An 18,009-nucleotide genomic window follows, 5' to 3' on the forward strand; every position below is an offset into this window, starting at 1 on the left:
TCGAGCGTGAAATGCGCTTCATATTTGCTACCATTCATTCCGGGCTCGACGGCTTTTTTGCTTCTCCACATACATGGCCTCGTCTGCATTACTAAGAAGATCGTCAATTGTCAAATCCGTTTCTTCTTTGATATGTATCACACCCACACTCATGGATAGATTGTTCTCTTTGAGGTTGTTGCTCAGCCTTTCGCGTAACGTTTGTGCGTTGTTGTCATCTGCCTCGATGGCAAGGATGACAAACTCGTCACCTCCAAGGCGAGCCTTGAGGTCTGATGCACGGAAGGTCTTGTTCAGTGCCTCGGCGGCCTTGATAATGGCCTCGTCACCGGCCTTGTGACCTAATGTGTCATTGATTTGTTTTAGCCCGTCGAGGTCTGCATAAAATATTAATAATTTGTATTGGTGACGCCTCATCAGCAGGAAATAGTTCTCAGCAAAGTATAAGAAGCCTCGTCGATTATACAAGCTGGTCAATGGGTCAATGAATGTCAGTTGCTTTAATTGCTCATTGGCTTGAGCCAATTCGGCCGTCCTTTGGCGAACCTTTTTTTCAAGCTCAGCATTAAGTTCATGTAATTTTTCTTCTGCGTGTTTGCGGTCAGTGATATCCACACCCGATATGATCACTTCAACGATATTCCCATTGGCATCACGCAGTGGGGCAAAATTGGTATCGATGGTGGCGGTTTGACCATTTGGTAGCTCTACGGGCAGATCCACACGGGAGATCTCACCCAATGTGGCACGTTGCACAGATTCGTTGATCAATTTGACGACGGTTTCAGATTTAGAGAATAGTTCCAGTGTTGCAAAGGGTTTTCCAACGACTTGATCAGGATGCATACCTGTAGCTTCAAATGGTGCGCGGTTGGCTGTCAGTAATATTCCACCCAGTGAAACTACACCAACGAATGTAAACATGGAGTCGAGAATATTTTGTTGTCGTTTATAGGTTTCTTGAAGTTTGGCCTCTGCTTCTTTTTGTTCTGTCATATCCGTGATCGTTGCCATCACAAAAAGACCTTCATGGGTCTTGATCGGTTCAAGGCCGATCTCTACGGGGAATTCCTCTCCATTTTTTCGGACGGCATTTACATCGCGTCCCAAGGGGATGGTACGCCGTCTAGGGCTTTCAAAGAACTCTGCCTGACGTTGTACATGTCCTCCCGAAAATTGTTTGGGTATCAGTTGATCGACAGATAACCCCAGCATTTCTTTTCTTGTATAGCCGAAGATTTTTTCAGCTTGTGAATTAATAAGGACGATCTCCCTGTTTCGATTAACCATAATAACAGCGTTGTGAGCCGATTCAACAGCGAGATGAAAACGTTCTTCTGCATGTTTGCGCGGTGTAATATCGGATGTTAATATCAAGACCTTCCAATCTGAAAAACTCACAGGCACAGCGCTGACGTTCGTCCAGATGATATTCCCATCCTCCTTGGTGATCCTGATCTCGGTATCCAGGATCTCTCGGTTTTCTGTAACGGCTCTTGCGCTGGGAAATTCATCGGGTGACATGAGGGTATCGTCCACTGTGTGATACGTGCGGCGGCTGTATGCGCCGGAACTCAACTCTTCATCAGACATTTGCAATATCTTTTTCATGGCAGGGTTTGAGAAAATAACATTGCGTTTATCGTCGAGAATGGTGAGCCCCACGGGTAGGCTATCCAATATCTTTGCGAGTTTCATCTCGCGCTCGATCAGTGCCTGCTCTGCCTGATGATGTTCAGTGATATCTTCAGAGAGAATGAAAATGCCTTCCTCAGTATATTGGATGCGGATATTGAACCAGTAGGTACCATCATCTGGAAAAGCGTATTTGAACGTAAGTTGACGCGGCTGATGGTCTTGCATGGTGGATGCAATGGCTACATAGAGCGGAGAATTTTCGATCCAGGGAAAACATTCTTGCATGCGACGTCCCACCAACTCTGTTCGATTGAGTCGCGTATTTTTTATCGCTGCGTCATTGATATAGATGTGACGCCAGTCAAAGTCTATAAGTTGTAAGCCTTCCACCATATTATCAATGATGCTTCGAAAGCGGATTTCACTTTTTTGTAGTTTTTGAAATATCTCCTGTCGTTCGATGTCAACTTTGGTCAACTGGGCGGCATTGATCCAAATAAAAAGGGTTTGAGATATAAGTAGGCTGATTACCATAATTGCCAAACCGAAGTTCGTATCGTACAGCCCTGCGTATTGACCCATCAGCCTGATCCACCCTATCAGAATTGGCAACAGGATGGATATGGGGAGGAAGCGTCTCAATATCATGCCTCCCGGAGTATCCATGAGTACGAAGCGTGCCAATTCGCTTTCTGGGTTTGTAAAAAAGATCCCTAAGGAAAGCAGGATCAACCCAATGGATGTGTGTATGGCTAGAGATGAATAAATGCTAATTCGATATAAGGATGACGCGCCGTAGATGTATCCTACAAAGGCCAACAGGGCGATAAGGAATACAAAAACGGGAAGTAACTCTTGCAATCTGCTTTTGTCTTTGTGATGGAGACTCAGTAAGGCAAGCCCGATCAAAAAGAACGACAACGCAGTAGCGGAAGAGGGGCGCCCAGGATATTGTGAGCCAGGATTTGTATCCGTAACTATCAATTGATCGACGGCGAGGCTTACATGGAGAACATATTCCCCCAGAGTTAACACGCTGATTATGATAATGACAACAGCGATGTACTGTGCAAATTTTATGTTTCTATTGCTAATATGTAGCCAAAGGGAAACCCCGCTCAAGATGAACAGTATGGCGGTATTTCCTTTCATTGTTGCCATACGGGGGAAAATACTTTTCCATAGTTCAATGTTCAGAATCCACCCTGCCAATACAACACACCCCATACCTATGATAAGTAGGGAGATCGTTTTTGATGTTGATATTGCAATGTCCAGGGAGCGGCGGTTGAGCGGAATCATCAGATCGTTACCCTGATGCATGTTCACCTCTTTCAGGTACCTCACAAACCAAGAACAGATAATTTGATTGTACTATTACAGCATGGCAATCTTAAGACTAAAATAAAATTAATATACTATACGAGCCTGCTCATAACCATCCCCTTGATTTGCCAAAGACTTTGGAAGTCTTGCTTGTCTTTGATCGTTATGGATATTCTGATCCTGTTTACGGTTTGATGTTCGCTTTGGTGGCTGTGGATGTCATAATTGTTGTTCTAGTAAAACAACACCTCTTTCAGAGTACAATATATTGAAAGAGACTTCCGAAGTCTCACAGACTTCGGAAGTCTACTAGCAAGGTGTAACCATGCCGCGCAGATTGACTCCCTTTGCACCCGATATGTACTATCACTTCTACAATCGCGGTAATAATCGTCAGGCGGTTTTCTTTGAGATAGATAATTATCTGTACTTCTTGGGTGGAGTAAAAAAGTATCTTATTCCTGTTGCTCATGTTGTTGCTTATTGTTTGATGCCTACTCATTATCATATTTTGGTGCGTATAAAACAGACTTCCGAAGTTTTTAAAACTTCGGAAGTCTCGTTACAGGTCTCCCGCGCCATGCAGAAGTTTCTGATCTCCTACACCAAAGCCATCAACAAACGCTTCTCTCGTGTTGGCTCATTGTTTCAGGGGCAATTCCAAGCCAAGCCGATTCAAACCTACTCCCACTTGCTCAATTTATGTGTCTATATTCATGCCAACCCTGTGAAAGACGGATTAGTCGCTTTGCCTGAAGATTGGATATACTCCAACTACCTCGAGTGGCTTGGTCAGCGCGATGGAACATTGGTTGATCAAGAATTTATTCAAGAGCATTTTGGTTCGCCTGCCGAGTATCAAGAGCTTGTTATGGAATATATCAAGACCCGTTCCCTACCTGATGATGTAAGAAAGTATTTGGAATCATTTGATGATTAACCCTAACCCCAAACCAGACTTCCGAAGTCTCAAAGACTTCGGAAGTCTCCTTCTCAAGGAGTCTGCCCATGACCATCACATTGAACGGAACCTCTCTCACGATTGAAAAGCTCGTTGCGATTGCACGAGATAATGAGAAAGTAGAACTTGCCCCCGAAGCCTTGGAGCGCATCAAAGTCTGCCGGGCCATGCTGGAGGAGAAACTTGCCAAGAAAGAAGTCATGTATGGCACGAATACAGGCATCGGTGAGTTTTCGGAGACGATGCTCAACGATGAGCAGGTGAAAGAGTTCCAAAGGTATCTTGTTTACAATCACGCGGCGGGCATCGGCGACCCCGCGCCGATCGAACATGTCCGTGCGGCGCTGGCGGGGCGCATCAATGTCCATGCGCATGGGAATTCTGGTTGCAGACCTGAGATCACACTCACGATGATCGAGATGCTGAACAAAGGCGTCACGCCAGTTGTTTGTCAGAAGGGGTCGGTGGGTGCGAGCGGTGACCTCGCTCCGATGGCGCAAGCCGCGTTGCTGCTCATGGGCGAAGGCGAAGCTTTCTATAACGGCGAACGACTCGCGGGTCAAGAAGCGATGCGGCGGGCTGGCATCGAAGTCCCAGGCTTGCAGGCGCGCGATGGTCTTGCCGCCATCAACGGATCCAATTTGTTGACCGCCATGTCCGCGTTGCACATTTATGATATGGAACGTTTCCTCAAGCAGGCAGAGATCGCAGCGGCGATGTCCATTGAGGCGCTGCTCGGCAACATGAAACCGTACAACACCAAACTGCATGAACTGCGCGGCTTCAACGGCGCGGTCACGTCTGCGAAAAATATTTTGAAGGTCATTGAGGGTTCCGACCTCATGACGGGCAAGATGAAAACCAAAGTGCAGGACGCCTATTCGATGCGTTCCACTCCGCAGGTCATCGGCGCGGCGCGGGATGCAATTGCGTATGCACGCACGCAGGTCGAGATCGAACTCAACGGTGTTGGAGATAATCCCATCTTCGTCCCTGAATTGAAATTGACTCTCACAGGCGCAAACTTTCAAGGGACGCCCGTTGCCTTGCCGATGGATATGGCGGGCGCGGCGATCACGATGGTGTGTGTGATGTCTGAGCGGCGCATGAACCGACTGACGAACCCGGCTCTTTCTCAGGGACTGCCTGATTTCCTCGCCCATGAGCCTGGTTTCTACTCTGGGATGATGCTCAGCCAATACACCGCCGATCACTTGATCGTCGAACAACGGATTTTATCCACGCCTGCGAGTATTCAATCCATCCCTGCCGCCGCGGACCAAGAGGACTTCGTCTCAATGGGCATGAACACTGCGTTGAAGAATGGACAGATCCTCGATAACGCATTCGGTGTCTTGGGAATCGAATTCATGGCGGCGGCACAAGCGCTCGACTTCCGTGAGTTTACGCCGGGCAAAGGTTCGCTCAAAGCGCGTGAAGTGATTCGCAAATACGTGGAGCACTTGCATGTGGATCGTCCTTTGTATAACGATCACAATGCGATGAAGAAGTTAGTGAAGTCTGGCGAGATATTGGATGAGGTCGAGAAGGTGGTAGGGGTTCTTGAATAATGTTCACAGTGATATACCATTCCCTGTTGATTGGCGCGGCGTTGTTCGTGCCAATCCCATTTCTGGATGACAAGCTGGCGACGTTTCTATGGAAGCACATGGTCTCTGACCTGGCAAAAAGTCATAATAAGACGCTGACCGAGGAACAACTGCTTGTACTGTCTTATCAGTCCCGCTTTGCGCTTTCAGATGGCTGTATGTTCCTCATAAGACGCTTATTCAAAGAATTGCTTCAGGAAGTGCTGTTCTTTCTGGAATGGAGTAAAGCGATCAATCTGGCAACCGATGCCTATTACTCCGGTTATTTGCTGAATGAGTTGTTTGCCTATGAAAGGTTCGATCCAGCAAAAACGAGGCAGTATGCCATTGCTCTTCAAAAAACCAAACAGGGGGTAAACATGAAGCTCGTACAGGGTGTCTTTCGAGGGAACTTTCGATCTGGCAGGGGAGTACTGACATCCATTGTGAAATGGCTTTCGAGCATTACCATCGGTTATGTAAAGGACTCGTGGACCCGCAGACAAAATAAAAAGAATGCCGACAGTGCGTCGGAACAGCAAATGGAGAATTTCTTCGAGATGCATAAATCCAGATTTCAAGAACTTCTCAAGGATTTGATCGCAAGCCTGCAAACTGGGATCGGTGCATTGCCGAAAGAACATTTTGACGACCTGAGAAATAAACTGTTCGATGAATTGGGCAGATTGGAATTAACTCTAATAAGTTGACATAGCCAACAGAATTGAGACAATATGATCCTCAACGAACTCAACTTCTTTTCTGAAACATTAGGGATGCGAAGCAGTATGTACGTTCTGCTTCCTCAGCACATGCTTTTAGCGGGGGCAAAACGCAAATCCAAGTATCGCACGCTTTATCTCTTGCACGGCCACTCCGACGATCACACGGCATGGATGCGTTGGTCGTCCATCGAGAAATATGCTCAGGGATTGAACCTTGCCGTCGTGATGCCCGCCGTCCACCTCAGCTTTTACAGTGACATGGTTTATGGTGGCAAGTACTGGCAATTCGTTAGCGAAGAAGTCCCTGCATTGGTGCGCGATACATTCCCTGTCTCCTCGGCGCGCAAGGACAACTTTGTGGCGGGCCTGTCCATGGGCGGATACGGCGCCTTCAAATTGGCATTGACCCGCCCCGAACGATTTGCCGCCGCGGCGAGTCTTTCAGGTGCAGTGGACATCCGTGAAGTAGTTCGAGAACATAAGCATGATCCATTGAACAAAGACTGGCTGGTGGGGATGCGTAATGTCTTCGGCGATCTAACGAAGGTGCCAAACAGTCAGCACGATCTGTTCACGCTTGCGAAGAAAGCGGCAAAGGGAAAAGACAAGCCGCGTTTGTATCAATGTTGCGGCACCGAAGATTTTCTCTATGCCGATAACATTCGCTTCCGTGATGCGGTCCGCAAACTTTCGCTTGATCTGACATATGCAGAAGGCCCGGGCGATCACAACTGGTCGTATTGGGATAAGATGATCCAGGATGTCTTGCTATGGATGTTCCCAGAAAAGAGAGACCTGAATGGGCTGATAGGGATCTGACGGGTTGCTATTTTGTTTCAGCTCGCACAGATGCCTATTCAAGGGTAGAAGACTCATACATTACAAAAAGGTGGTTATTGTCTGAAACTTTGTGTGCGATAATTTTCTCCGAGGAGAAAATGCACATGAAAAGAAAAATAATTCTTGTATCTTTATTGGTTTTGATGTTATTGGTATCGGGTGGTTGTAATGTGCCCCTTCCCATTTGTTCGACGGACAGCCTGCAGGCTGTGACGCCGAACAGCCCGGCGATGTGGAGTACTGTCGATTCACTTTCTCCCACCCTGCAATGGACGTATCCATCTTCGTCCTGCACTCCTCAAGGATATGCGATCACTCTCCGGACGGGTCCATTCTTTACCGATGACCGTGGCGGCGGGACGGGAAATCCTTCCACTAGTTGGAGTCCTGGTTCGCCCCTCGAACCGGGCAAGGAATACGCATGGAGTGTCGCGCCAATCAATGACACTACTTTAGGGCCATCTGCCGGCAGGTTTTATTTCTTCACCGGCCCAACCTGTGCGACAGATTCACTAGTTGCTCCTGTATTACTTGAACCAGCAGAAGGGGCAAGTTTCAATGAAGCCAACGACAGCCTGATCTGGGATTACCCTGCAGATTGCGCTCCGGAAGGGTACCGAGTTGATCTCTCTGTTGACCCAACGTTCGCGGACACAAGTCTCAGTGGCGGGACGGGGAATCCATCCACACGCTGGGGGCCGGGATCACCTCTTGTTGATTGCCAGATTTATTATTGGCGTATTGCGCCCATCAACGGCACCACGCTTGGACCGTTCTCTACCTCCCGAAGCTTTGTGCGAGATGAAACAGGTTTATGCGGTGGCCCTGGTGGAAGCCCGCCTCCCTCCGCATCCATTAGTGGAATCGTATGGCATGATCTGTGTGCTGTACCTGATGGCCCTGCTCCTGAGCCGTTGCCGGCTGGTTGTGTCAGTGCAACGGATGGGTCTCTTCATGCGAATGGAATTCGCGAGGCCGGAGAGCCCGGCATTGCAGGCGTTCAGGTAGACCTGCATTGGGGAGGTTGTGCAACCGCCAGTGTAGCCAGCGTGCTCACAGATACCGATGGGCATTATCAATTCGATGGGATCCTTGCGTTCGGAAGTTATTGTCTTGCGATTCGTTCGTTGAACCCGCCGAACGATTCCATTTTGCTCCCCGGCGGATGGACATTCCCTCCTGGCCTTACAGGTGCTGATGCTTTTGCCAATGCAATGGTGGATAGTGGCACGATTCTGACCGACAAAGACTTTGGCTGGGATTATCAATTCCTGCCTGTGGCGTCAGCCGCCGCTACTGCGGTTCCGCTCTCTGAGCCTAAATTTGTCCTGGATAAAAACGCCTTTTGTCGAAAAGGCCCGGGCGAAAACTATCCCGATCTGACTGCGATCCCACAGGGTGATACCGTTGATATCCTCGGCGTCAGTGAGAATGCCGCATGGTATTACATTTTCTGGAAAAAGTTCAACGCCAGTTGTTGGGTGGCATCATCCACCGGTCATCTGATCGGTGACCTACAAACGGTTCCCATTTTCACCCCGGTGCCCACACTGGTGCCAACAGCGGTAAAGCCCACGCCAGTGCCAAGCCCAACTCCAAAAGGAAAACAGTGATACGAGTGCCTTCATGAAACGATTCCTTCTTTTCTCTTTTGCTGTTCTTTTGGTTCTCTCTGCATGTGTGCAACAATATGCGACGCCAACTCTAGTTTCTCGATCCACGGCGACGCCCATGCCGCTTCTTCCTACGCCTTTGCCTGAATCCACCTCGATGCCCATTTCCTCCCCGACACTTCATCGCGGTGTCAACTTTGGCAATATGCTTGAATCGCCCAACGAAGGTGAATGGGGATTGTATGTGCAGGAAGAATATTTCGATCTCGTCAAGGAAGCTGGCTTTGACTTTGTCCGCTTGCCAGTGAGATGGAATACCCATGCACAAGAGGAATGGCCCTACACCATTGACCCTGACTTCTTTGCGCGTGTCGATGAAGTGGTGAATTGGGCATTGAAACGTGACCTGACCATCATCGTTGACTTCCATCACTATGAAGAGATGGCTTGGGACCCGTGGAGTCACAAGGATCGTTATCTCGGCATTTGGAAACAAGTCGCGGAACATTACAAAGAGTATCCATCGACCGTCTTGTTCGAACTGCTCAACGAGCCGAATGATCAGCTCAACGCACAACTGTGGAATCAATATCTGATCGAAGCGCTGGCAATTGTCCGCGAGACGAACCCCACACGCGATGTTGTGATCGGTCCCGTTAATTGGAACTCGCATGAATGGCTCTCCACGCTGGATGTGCCGGACGATCAACATCTCATTGTTACATTCCACTACTATTCGCCATTCCAGTTCACACATCAAGGTGCAGAGTGGGCGGGAGACGAAGCGCAAGGTTGGCTTGGCACAGAGTGGGGCAGTGACGCGGAAAAGGCCGAAGTCATTCGCAACTTCGACTTTGTCGTAGATTGGTCACAGCGACATGGAAACGTTCGTATCTTGCTGGGAGAGTTTGGCGCGTATAACAAAGCGCCACAAGAGTCCCGTGTCCGCTGGACGACGTTTGTCCGCGAACAGGCAGAAGCTCACGGGTTTGCGTGGGCCTATTGGGAATTGGCGTCAGGTTTCGGGCTGTATGACCCGGATGCCAAAGTCTGGCGAGAAGACCTGTTGAAGGCATTGATTCCTTGATGGACATTTGTAGGGACACAGCGAATCCTAAAAGGGTTTTGACGAGTATTCGTCCTGCTGTGTCCCTACGGTTAAGGATAAAGAAATGAATCAGAAAATCCAAAAGCTCAAAGGCGCGAACATGGATATTGACCTTGCCACCCCTAAGGGAAGCATTGCGTGGGAGCAGGATGGCTGTCCGTGGAACAAAGCGGAAAGCACAGACACACATAAATGCGCCGTGAAGAACGTTTCACTCTGTCCATATTTTTGCGGCGTGGAATATCTCGATACACTTTTATGTTCTTACCCGAATGAGAATCCCCTGCGAAGTGAAAATTAGGCTTTCACATTATGCCTTGTAAGGGCGACCCATCAGGATCGTCGGGTCCTTTGCTCTCGCTAGGCGGGTCGCCCCTACGCTAAACTCGTTAATTGAACATCCCCAAAAACGGACTGAACTCACGGTTAAGCCACTCGAAGGTGGGCGGTTCTGGCGGTTGGTGATACGGATGCGTGAACTTCTGGATCGTGAGTTTCTGAAAGTGTTGACGCACGATCTGTTCTGTGAGATCGTAGTTCAATATATCGTCATTGACCGACATGCCGAAATAAGACGGGATACTAAACGGCGCACCTGTGTATTGATACTCCGTCTGAAAAATTTCATCCAGAGTGTAGGCGAACACATCCAGTGTGGAAAGGGGCATGCGCAGCGCTTTCTTGTTTTCAAGGATGCGTCTGTCCACTTTGCTGGCTTTGCTGAGTGCATACGTCAGCGGCTTTTCAAGGCTAGGCGCGTTCATTGCATAATGAATGCCTTGCAAGAGCCTTGGATTTTTCATCGCTTTGACTGATGCCTTGAACGCCCATTGTCTTGGCGTTGACCACTTCAACGCACGCCGACTGACGCACGGCGAAAGCAAGATCACCTTTTCGATTCGGTCTTGCAGGTGTTCCAATGTCCGCAAGGCCAGCAATCCCCCAAATGAAAATCCCATCAGGCTGAACTTTTCATATCCCAGGTTGTCAACGAAGGCTTCAACAGTTTTAGGGACGAGGCTACTCTGAAATTTTTCAGGATACGGAGTTGAACCGCCATGCCCAGGCAGTTCAAAGAAATAACTTGTAAATCGTTGTCCCATGAACTGCGTGAGCGGAAGCCATTGCCTTATCAACGAAACCGTCGCAGGGACGATGATAAGCGGCGCGCCGCTCCCTGCCTTCACATAATGCAGGCGAGTGTTCGGCAATGTCATATCCCCGTAGATAGCTTGTGGCGGCTCAACTGCAAACGCCATTACAAGTTTCCCAACCACTTCAACGCGCCGTTCCCCGCCGCGTACCCGCTGGAGAAACAGGCTGTCAGCAAGTATCCGCCTGTGGGTGCTTCCCAATCGAGCATCTCGCCTGCGCAAAAAACGCCGGGCAAGTTCTTCAACATCAAATTTTCATCAAGCGATTCAAATGTCACGCCACCTGCACTGCTGATCGCTTCATCGAGCGGGCGCGGCGCGACCAATGGCACGGGCAACGCCTTGATGAAACCAGCCAGTCTATCTCCATCCATGAGATCTTCTTTCGATAAAAATTCGCGCAACAGTCCCGCCTTCACGCTGTGGATCCCCAATGACTTTTCAAGATAGCTAGCCAATGAACGTTTGCCTTGTGGCCTTGATAATTTTTCTTTCAACCACTCGAGCGTTCGGTCAGGTTTCAGGTCCAACAACATCACTGCCTTGCCGTTCGCCTCGATCTCGTCGCGCATCATCGCTGAGGCTGTGTAGATCAAGCCTCCCTGCACGCCTTCTTTCGTCACAATGAACTCGCCTTGTTGGCGAAAATTCCCGAACGATAAGATCACCGATTTGATGGGATGCCCATCGTACTTTTCTCGGAAGTGTTCAGACCACGCCACATCGAATCCGCAATTGGATGGACGCAACGCTTCCACCTTAACCCCGGCTTGTTCCAGCGTGGACACCCACGCGCCATCCGAGCCGAGTCTCGACCAACTGCCTCCGCCCAAAGCGAACACAACCACGTCTGCTTTCACTGTCACCTCGCCATCGGGTGTGACAAAGCGCAACGACAAGCTCCCGCCGCCGTCCTCGGCGCCGGGGACGGCGCCGAGAGCAAGCTGAGGTGTAGGAAAACCTGTCCACTTGTGGCGCAGATGTAAGGTCACGTTTGAGGCGTTTAATCGCGTGAGCCAGGCCCGTAGTAGCGGACTCGCTTTCATCCCCATGGGAAAGACGCGTCCTGAAGTCCCAATGAAAGTATTGATCCCTAAGCTATGCACCCATTCACGGAGTTGGTCAGCGCCGAATGCTTTGAGCAGTGGTTCGATATTATTTTTTCGTTTGCCGTAACGCGAAACGAACACATCGAATGGATCGGAGTGTGTGATGTTCAATCCGCTTTTGCCTGCCATCAAAAGCTTGCGCCCGACCGAAGACATGGAATCATATACATCCACCTTCACACCGTGTGCGCTGATGACTTCAGCCGCCATCAACCCTGCTGGCCCACCTCCGACAATAACTACAGACTTATCCATGACGCTCATTTCGAGTGGCTTTCATTTTCGATCCACTGTCTGACCCGACTAGGTGTGACTGGCTCTCCAAGCAGGCGTATAAAATATTTTTCCCGGTTTGCCGTCGAGAACAATTTCTCTAAAAGGTCATAACCGGCAGTGTACGTAAAAATGTAAGAACGATCCAACGGACCAGATATGAACTGAATAGCCCGGTTGGCTTCTTTCTCTGTACTTAATTCATATTTTTGCAAATACGCAACGATCTCACTTGTACTTTTCTTTTGCTCGTGAAGCATGAACGCTGCGTTTCCCCAAAGTTCCCGCACCTTTCGTTCTGCACGGCTTACTCCCATTATAGTTTTTATATCAATGTCGGTCATCTCTGCTCGCGGAAGGAGTTCCTCTCGATATAGGTCTTCCAGTTCCTGATCGGTGAGTAGCGTTTCCAAAGCGCTTGTTGCAATACCTTCTGTGATCACAGCCCAGGGGGAATTGATCAATGTGAGTTGGTGCTCTTGATATCCTTTTTGCTTGATCAACCTCGCATCTTTCGTGGAAAGTTCTGTATGATGGCCGGGGTAGCCTTCATGCGCGATCGTGACCGCCAGATCCTTGATCTGCATGGGCATATCGGTATTGATCTCAATCCGTGATTTGTACTCTCCAAGATACTGGTTATATGCCATCCAGGACTGGTCTGAAATGAACTCGACAGTAAATGACTCGTTCTCTGGAAGATCGAATTTTTTATGCGTCAATTCTCGGAAAGTGTTAATGAGGAAAGGAAGAAGTTGCTCCACCTTTTCAAGCGGTATCTCAATGGATTTTTGCCAACTCTCAAAGCGCTCTCGTAACGAGCCGCCCTTTGGTAGAACATCTTCAAGCCATTTTTGATACTCTATAAAATAGGACTCGTCTTTCCATGTTGGGTGAATATCATATAAAGCCTGAGCTTCTTCAACTAGCGATACGGTCTCGCCTGCGAGCAAGCGCAAACTCATTTGCATGGCAGTGACCTGGTGCATCAAAAAATCCTTGCGTTGAACATCCCACTCGTTTGCTTGGGAGATGTTGACAGCAAGTCGCTCCGCCTCTTGCAGCAGGGTTGGAAGTTCCAGCTTCCCGACTTTTCCGGCATCTTGTGCCCATTCGTCAGGGCCGAAATACGAATCGATATACCCCGGCAAATGTTCGTTAATCGACAGCGCAAGCCGTATATAGTTTTCGATTAATTCCTGATAGTCTTTGTTCATCATAGGTTCTTACTAAGGTGTTGTATTTATGATGGGATTATAGCTTCCACGGAAGAAGCTTCTTGTGAAGCATTGCCAGCCAGATACGCCAGCGCTGCGCCAACAGAAAATAAAACGGTATTGAGAATCATGGGATAGATACGGTTGATCTCTGAAAGATTGCCAGCGATCCATGGAAATGGGGCAGTAATGAGGGATGATGCCCACCGCGAGAATGGACTGGATCCGTGCGCGTTCTTTGGGGTCAACTGTCAGCACGACCATCTTATCCACAAGCGGACTGACTGCGGCGAAACAACTGGCGTCCATGATGACGTTGGCGACGATGAACGCATAGCTTTGTACCGGTGAAACAATAATAATGATCTGACTAAGAACAAAACCAAGGAAACCAATTGCCATGGGAAGTTTGAAATGTAATTTGTTGATACGTGGCATGACGACAAAGAAAAAGAACAGGATCACAGCCGACCTGACGAATTGGAAGTATCCCAAACTTCCCTCAGGGATAAGAAGTTTCTCTTTCACAATGATTGACCAAAAGTTGTTTGAGATCGTGGTCGTAATGCTGATCACGAGCATGATGCCTGCTGTATAGAGTGTTTGAGGCGTGCGTAATACATCCTGAAAAACGCCACGATATTCGATCAATGCGCTGAATATGCTTTGACTGCGTGTTTCCTCCAGGCGGATGATGCCTTGTTGTGTCTCTGTGGTCATGCGATAGGTGATGATCGCCTTGACCGTGAACATGATCGCCGCAAAGATATACAAGCCTCGCACAGTGGGCACCATGGTGAATCGGTTCACCAGCAGGCTCGCCACCGGCGCTACAAAACCCGATATGTTGACGGCGATATAGATCCATGTGTAAATATCCACGAGTTGATCTTTATCGGCGTCTTCCACGAGCAAGCAGTTCCATGAATTATGGGTGATGCGCCAGACGCTATTGATAATGCCCGCTATGAGGAAATACCAGAAGTTCTGAGCAATGGCGGCTAAGATTGATGGGATCGTCCAGGAAATAATGTCGAAGACCAGTGTAGTGAGGCGGCGTCCCAGCTTATCGGTGATGATGCCGCCGAACAATGCAAAGATCACCTGAAATCCCAGGCTGATACTGGCGATGGTTCCGATCTGCGCATCGGAAAGTCCCAGTGCGAGCATGTAGATCGAAACGTATGGCAGATACAGAAAATAGGGAATACCCCATAACGGTTCATTGTAGACGCATCCGCGCGGGTTGCCACGTAGGCTTCTCAAGGTGGTGATGAGCGAGTGATTCAAGTTGACTCCAAATCGTATACAGTGATATGTGCGGCTGGATTATAAAGACAAACTCCTGAATGATGGTCAGGAGTTTGTCTGATAAAGGTAATGATCAATTACCAGTGTTTAGGTGATTATAAGCTTCGCCATCAACCAGACGATTAGAAGAATGATCCCAATCCCAACATAAGGGATAACCTGATACATCGTGCGTGCTCTTTCAATTTGCTTTTTCACTGTTTCGTGATCGTTGATATGCGGGAAAGGAATGTCTTCAGGCACAGGAATTCCCAGAAAGTCACAGAGCGGTTTCCATCCTTCTTTTACGTTGAAGATCAAAAGCTTTTCCGCAGGGATATTCTTCTTGACTTCTTCGATATGTGCATTGAAGATTTGAATGGCATGTTCCTTATCTGCGAACTTGCCGTTGAATAACCCATTCCAGATCATTACGTCGATCAAGTCGGCAAAGCGTTTGTATTGCGGAACATACTTTTTTACCCACGCAGGCGTGTATAACTCCATCATTGTGTAGGCGGTCTCGTACATGCTTTGATACCAACGCTCAGGTTCACGGACGGTGAGTACCACTTTCGCATCAGGGTAGGCCGCCAACAACTCGCGATAATACAAGCTGGCAGGAAAATCGAGCGAGGATTGATAGTTCTCGAAAATATCATCCCAGTTAACAGGTTTGCCTTGTGCGACCGCTTTCCACACATCCATGTGCTGTGGGTAGCGGATCATTTCGTCCATGTGATAGCAGGGACCAAACCCGATCAGTTCAAGAGCCTTTTTCAGTGATAACGTGCCTGTGCGTCCAAACCCAGCCCCAATGAGTTTCATATTTCCCATGCTCCTTTTGTGGTGATGTTGTGCGTGATTATAAAGAAACCCCCCTGAACATATCAGGAGTTTTCTTTGTTCAGATATTTATGGGTTTACGCTTACTATTCCACCAAGTAAGTTCAATTTCAATTTCCATGTGCTCCCGACTTCATATTGTTGGAATTCAGTGATCGTGCTGGGAGAGTAAGTTTTGTCGCCTTTGTCTGTTGAGAAATTGACCGTCAACTCCTCGCTTTTATCGCCGATACGCTGGTCACTGGCAAGGTTGGGAGAATCATAGACGGGCTGTAGGTTGTTGCCATCAAGCGTGTAGGTTTGAATGGTTCTCCATTCATCCAACGTATAGGAGCAATATTGATCGGTTTCCGTGTGGCATTCCTCCACAACTTCCGAGTAGCCGTTGCCTTTGTCGATTGTCTTTTGTTCGCAGACATCGCGACTTTCGTTATGACAGGAAACATCATACGCACCAGAAGGCGGGTTCCCTTTTTCGTTTGAATAGTCAACAGCCTGCACTTCTTGCACGGGTACATTTGTTTGCCAGTGTACGTCGGTCACAGTAGCTTGCACCGAGGAAGTAGGGATGAGGAACAAGGCTCCGATCGCAACACAACAAATTCCCAGCACGCCTACAATAGCGGCGATCAACAGCCAGTTTGTTTTCTTTGGTGCTGCAGGTTTGGATGCAAGAGCCATCGGTTTCTGTGCAACTGCTGGTGCCGCGACGGCTTGTACTGCCTGAGCCGCCTGAACTTTTGGCAACGCCGCTCCGCATTGTAGACAATTGACGTTCGTGCCGGGATTCTCAGTTCCGCAGTTCTGGCATTTGATCACTGTTGGGCGGGGAGGCGGGGCCTGCATAATTCGCCCCGCTTCACGGGCTTTGCCTTCTTTTAGATCGCCACCGCATTGTGAGCACGTTTCAGCTGTAGCAGGGTTGCGTGTGCCGCAGAACCCACAATGGATGTCCGCGCCTGCTTGTGCGGCTTTGAGCGCCGCTTCATCTTTCACAAGTTTTTGTTCCGATGGAAGATGGAATTGCACATTCTCTGGTTGGGGCGCACCACAGGCATCACATGCCTTCAAACTGCCCTTATTTTCCCCTCCGCAGTTTGGGCAAGTCCATACATTTTCAATATATCCGACAGTTCTTCTTCGTCCCATGATTGCTCCTTATGGCAAAATTGACTCAGCAATTATAAAAGATGACTCAAGAGAATCCATGCCACTTACGTACTTCCTCGATGCGCACCTCGCAATCTGGTTCCTTATGCGGACTTAGATCATTCGCGTCTTTTCTGGACTTTGAACTGGTCAATGCGTCGAATGTCGCTTCTGCCCCGTTAGCCACGTTGAGCGGGTCATAGCCGCCTTCGAGAACGAAGACGATCTTCCCATCGCAGTATTCCTCCGCCAAAGCGACAGTTTTGTTCGCCAACATGTAATATCCCTCGGATGATAACCCGAGCATGGTGATGGGATCATTCCAATGCGCATCGAAGCCAACAGAAATAAAGATCATTTGTGGCTTGAATGATTCGACGAATGGTTTGAAGATTTGATCTGCGACTTGTTCGTAAACGGTATCACCAGCACGTGCAGGCAATGGGACGTTGACGATACGCTTCTTGGCGTGCGGCGCATCCATTGTTGTTCCTGTGCCGGGGTAAATGCCCCATTGATGTGCCGATAGAAATGCAACACGCTCGTCATTCAAGAATGCGGCTTGCGTCCCGTTACCGTGATGGGCATCATAGTCAATGACCATCACGCGATCCAATCCTTGTACCAGAGCATCTCTTGCCGCAACAGCAACATTGTTGAAGATACAGAATCCCATTGCTTTATCGGGCTCTGCGTGATGCCCTGGCGGTCGGACGATGGCGAAGGCGTTATGAGCATCTCCGTTCATCACTGCTCGTGAGCAGGTAATGACTCCGCCGGCGGCGAGCAGGGCATCATCGAACGAAGTTTTTGTTACATATGTGGGGGCATGATCAATGATGCCGGGCGCTTGTTCACGGCAAATCGCTTCCAGCGTAGTAAGAAGTTCAGGATCATGGACCAGACTGATCTGTTCGTGTGAGGCGGGTTTTACATCCAATAGCTCTGCATGGAAAGATGCGAGCCGTGGTTGCAGAATACCTAATCGCGCTGGTCGTTCAGGATGCTCGGGATACACATGGTTGGGAGAGGAGACGAGTGTATAAGCGGTTTTCATATTTGGATTATATCGCCTGGAGGCCGGGTGGAGTAAAAAACCACCGCCCTGTCAGCATGGGGGGGACATGCTGTTCAAAGCGGTGGCAGAGACACCTAATACCAATAAAGGGGG

General features: G+C 48.9%; 15 protein-coding genes. 7 read left to right on the forward strand and 8 right to left on the reverse strand.

Annotation, left to right across the window (positions count from 1 at the left end):
• Positions 1–27 precede the first annotated feature (27 nt).
• A complete protein-coding gene (locus IPP66_11395; GenBank protein MBK9925882.1) occupies positions 28–2,961 on the reverse strand; it encodes a PAS domain S-box protein in 2,934 nt (977 codons plus the stop codon).
• Between the two features lie 328 nt (positions 2,962–3,289).
• Here IPP66_11395 and IPP66_11400 point away from each other — a divergent pair, with 328 nt between their 5' ends.
• The 7 genes from IPP66_11400 to IPP66_11430 all read left to right on the forward strand — a co-directional run bounded on the left by IPP66_11400 (position 3,290) and on the right by IPP66_11430 (position 10,101).
• Positions 3,290–3,904, forward strand: coding sequence for a transposase (locus tag IPP66_11400; GenBank protein MBK9925883.1), 615 nt, complete (start codon positions 3,290–3,292; stop codon positions 3,902–3,904).
• 68 nt (positions 3,905–3,972) lie between these two features.
• A complete protein-coding gene (locus tag IPP66_11405; GenBank protein MBK9925884.1) occupies positions 3,973–5,496 on the forward strand; it encodes an aromatic amino acid lyase in 1,524 nt (507 codons plus the stop codon).
• Positions 5,496–6,224, forward strand: a complete 729-nt coding sequence (locus IPP66_11410; protein MBK9925885.1) for a hypothetical protein — start codon at positions 5,496–5,498, stop codon at positions 6,222–6,224. Before IPP66_11405 ends, IPP66_11410 begins: the two co-directional genes overlap by 1 nt.
• Positions 6,225–6,248: 24 nt before the next feature.
• Positions 6,249–7,058 carry an esterase family protein gene (locus IPP66_11415; GenBank protein ID MBK9925886.1) on the forward strand — a complete coding sequence of 270 codons (810 nt, stop codon included), beginning with the start codon at positions 6,249–6,251 and terminating at the stop codon, positions 7,056–7,058.
• A gap of 125 nt (positions 7,059–7,183) precedes the next feature.
• Positions 7,184–8,692, forward strand: a complete 1,509-nt coding sequence (locus tag IPP66_11420) for an SH3 domain-containing protein (protein ID MBK9925887.1) — start codon at positions 7,184–7,186, stop codon at positions 8,690–8,692.
• Between the two features lie 157 nt (positions 8,693–8,849).
• Positions 8,850–9,779, forward strand: a complete 930-nt coding sequence (locus tag IPP66_11425; protein MBK9925888.1) for a glycoside hydrolase family 5 protein — start codon at positions 8,850–8,852, stop codon at positions 9,777–9,779.
• Positions 9,780–9,864: 85 nt separating this feature from the next.
• Positions 9,865–10,101, forward strand: a complete 237-nt coding sequence (locus IPP66_11430; GenBank protein MBK9925889.1) for a hypothetical protein — start codon at positions 9,865–9,867, stop codon at positions 10,099–10,101.
• Positions 10,102–10,189: 88 nt separating this feature from the next.
• Here IPP66_11430 and IPP66_11435 read toward each other — a convergent pair whose 3' ends face one another.
• From IPP66_11435 to IPP66_11465, 7 genes are all read right to left on the reverse strand, one after another.
• Entirely contained in the window at positions 10,190–11,059 is an 870-nt protein-coding gene (locus IPP66_11435; GenBank protein MBK9925890.1) for an alpha/beta hydrolase, read from the reverse strand.
• A complete protein-coding gene (locus IPP66_11440; protein MBK9925891.1) occupies positions 11,059–12,318 on the reverse strand; it encodes a TIGR03862 family flavoprotein in 1,260 nt (419 codons plus the stop codon). The genes IPP66_11435 and IPP66_11440 overlap by 1 nt, the downstream gene beginning before the upstream one ends.
• A gap of 5 nt (positions 12,319–12,323) precedes the next feature.
• Entirely contained in the window at positions 12,324–13,556 is a 1,233-nt protein-coding gene (locus IPP66_11445; GenBank protein ID MBK9925892.1) for a hypothetical protein, read from the reverse strand.
• Positions 13,557–13,565: 9 nt separating this feature from the next.
• Positions 13,566–14,843, reverse strand: coding sequence for an MFS transporter (locus tag IPP66_11450; GenBank protein ID MBK9925893.1), 1,278 nt, complete (start codon positions 14,841–14,843; stop codon positions 13,566–13,568).
• Between the two features lie 108 nt (positions 14,844–14,951).
• Positions 14,952–15,671, reverse strand: coding sequence for a sulfotransferase family protein (locus tag IPP66_11455; GenBank protein ID MBK9925894.1), 720 nt, complete (start codon positions 15,669–15,671; stop codon positions 14,952–14,954).
• A gap of 87 nt (positions 15,672–15,758) precedes the next feature.
• Positions 15,759–16,838 carry a zinc ribbon domain-containing protein gene (locus IPP66_11460; protein ID MBK9925895.1) on the reverse strand — a complete coding sequence of 360 codons (1,080 nt, stop codon included), beginning with the start codon at positions 16,836–16,838 and terminating at the stop codon, positions 15,759–15,761.
• Positions 16,839–16,884: 46 nt separating this feature from the next.
• Entirely contained in the window at positions 16,885–17,895 is a 1,011-nt protein-coding gene (locus tag IPP66_11465; protein ID MBK9925896.1) for a histone deacetylase, read from the reverse strand.
• Positions 17,896–18,009 lie beyond the last annotated feature (114 nt).

The sequence above is a fragment of the Candidatus Defluviilinea proxima genome (genome assembly GCA_016721115.1).
GTDB lineage: Bacteria > Chloroflexota > Anaerolineae > Anaerolineales > Villigracilaceae > Defluviilinea > Defluviilinea proxima.

Bases quoted from the DNA above. Each gene is read 5' to 3' on its own strand.
- IPP66_11465 (MBK9925896.1), bottom strand. From the start codon at position 17,895: ATGAAAACCGCTTATACACTCGTCTCCTCTCCCAACCATGTGTATCCC.
- IPP66_11420 (MBK9925887.1), top strand. From the start codon at position 7,184: ATGAAAAGAAAAATAATTCTTGTATCTTTATTGGTTTTGATGTTATTG.
- IPP66_11440 (MBK9925891.1), bottom strand. From the start codon at position 12,318: ATGGATAAGTCTGTAGTTATTGTCGGAGGTGGGCCAGCAGGGTTGATG.
- IPP66_11395 (MBK9925882.1), bottom strand. From the start codon at position 2,961: ATGCATCAGGGTAACGATCTGATGATTCCGCTCAACCGCCGCTCCCTG.
- IPP66_11410 (MBK9925885.1), top strand. From the start codon at position 5,496: ATGTTCACAGTGATATACCATTCCCTGTTGATTGGCGCGGCGTTGTTC.
- IPP66_11415 (MBK9925886.1), top strand. From the start codon at position 6,249: ATGATCCTCAACGAACTCAACTTCTTTTCTGAAACATTAGGGATGCGA.
- IPP66_11425 (MBK9925888.1), top strand. From the start codon at position 8,850: ATGCCCATTTCCTCCCCGACACTTCATCGCGGTGTCAACTTTGGCAAT.
- IPP66_11400 (MBK9925883.1), top strand. From the start codon at position 3,290: ATGCCGCGCAGATTGACTCCCTTTGCACCCGATATGTACTATCACTTC.
- IPP66_11405 (MBK9925884.1), top strand. From the start codon at position 3,973: ATGACCATCACATTGAACGGAACCTCTCTCACGATTGAAAAGCTCGTT.
- IPP66_11455 (MBK9925894.1), bottom strand. From the start codon at position 15,671: ATGAAACTCATTGGGGCTGGGTTTGGACGCACAGGCACGTTATCACTG.
- IPP66_11435 (MBK9925890.1), bottom strand. From the start codon at position 11,059: ATGGCGTTTGCAGTTGAGCCGCCACAAGCTATCTACGGGGATATGACA.
- IPP66_11445 (MBK9925892.1), bottom strand. From the start codon at position 13,556: ATGATGAACAAAGACTATCAGGAATTAATCGAAAACTATATACGGCTT.
- IPP66_11460 (MBK9925895.1), bottom strand. From the start codon at position 16,838: ATGGGACGAAGAAGAACTGTCGGATATATTGAAAATGTATGGACTTGC.
- IPP66_11430 (MBK9925889.1), top strand. From the start codon at position 9,865: ATGAATCAGAAAATCCAAAAGCTCAAAGGCGCGAACATGGATATTGAC.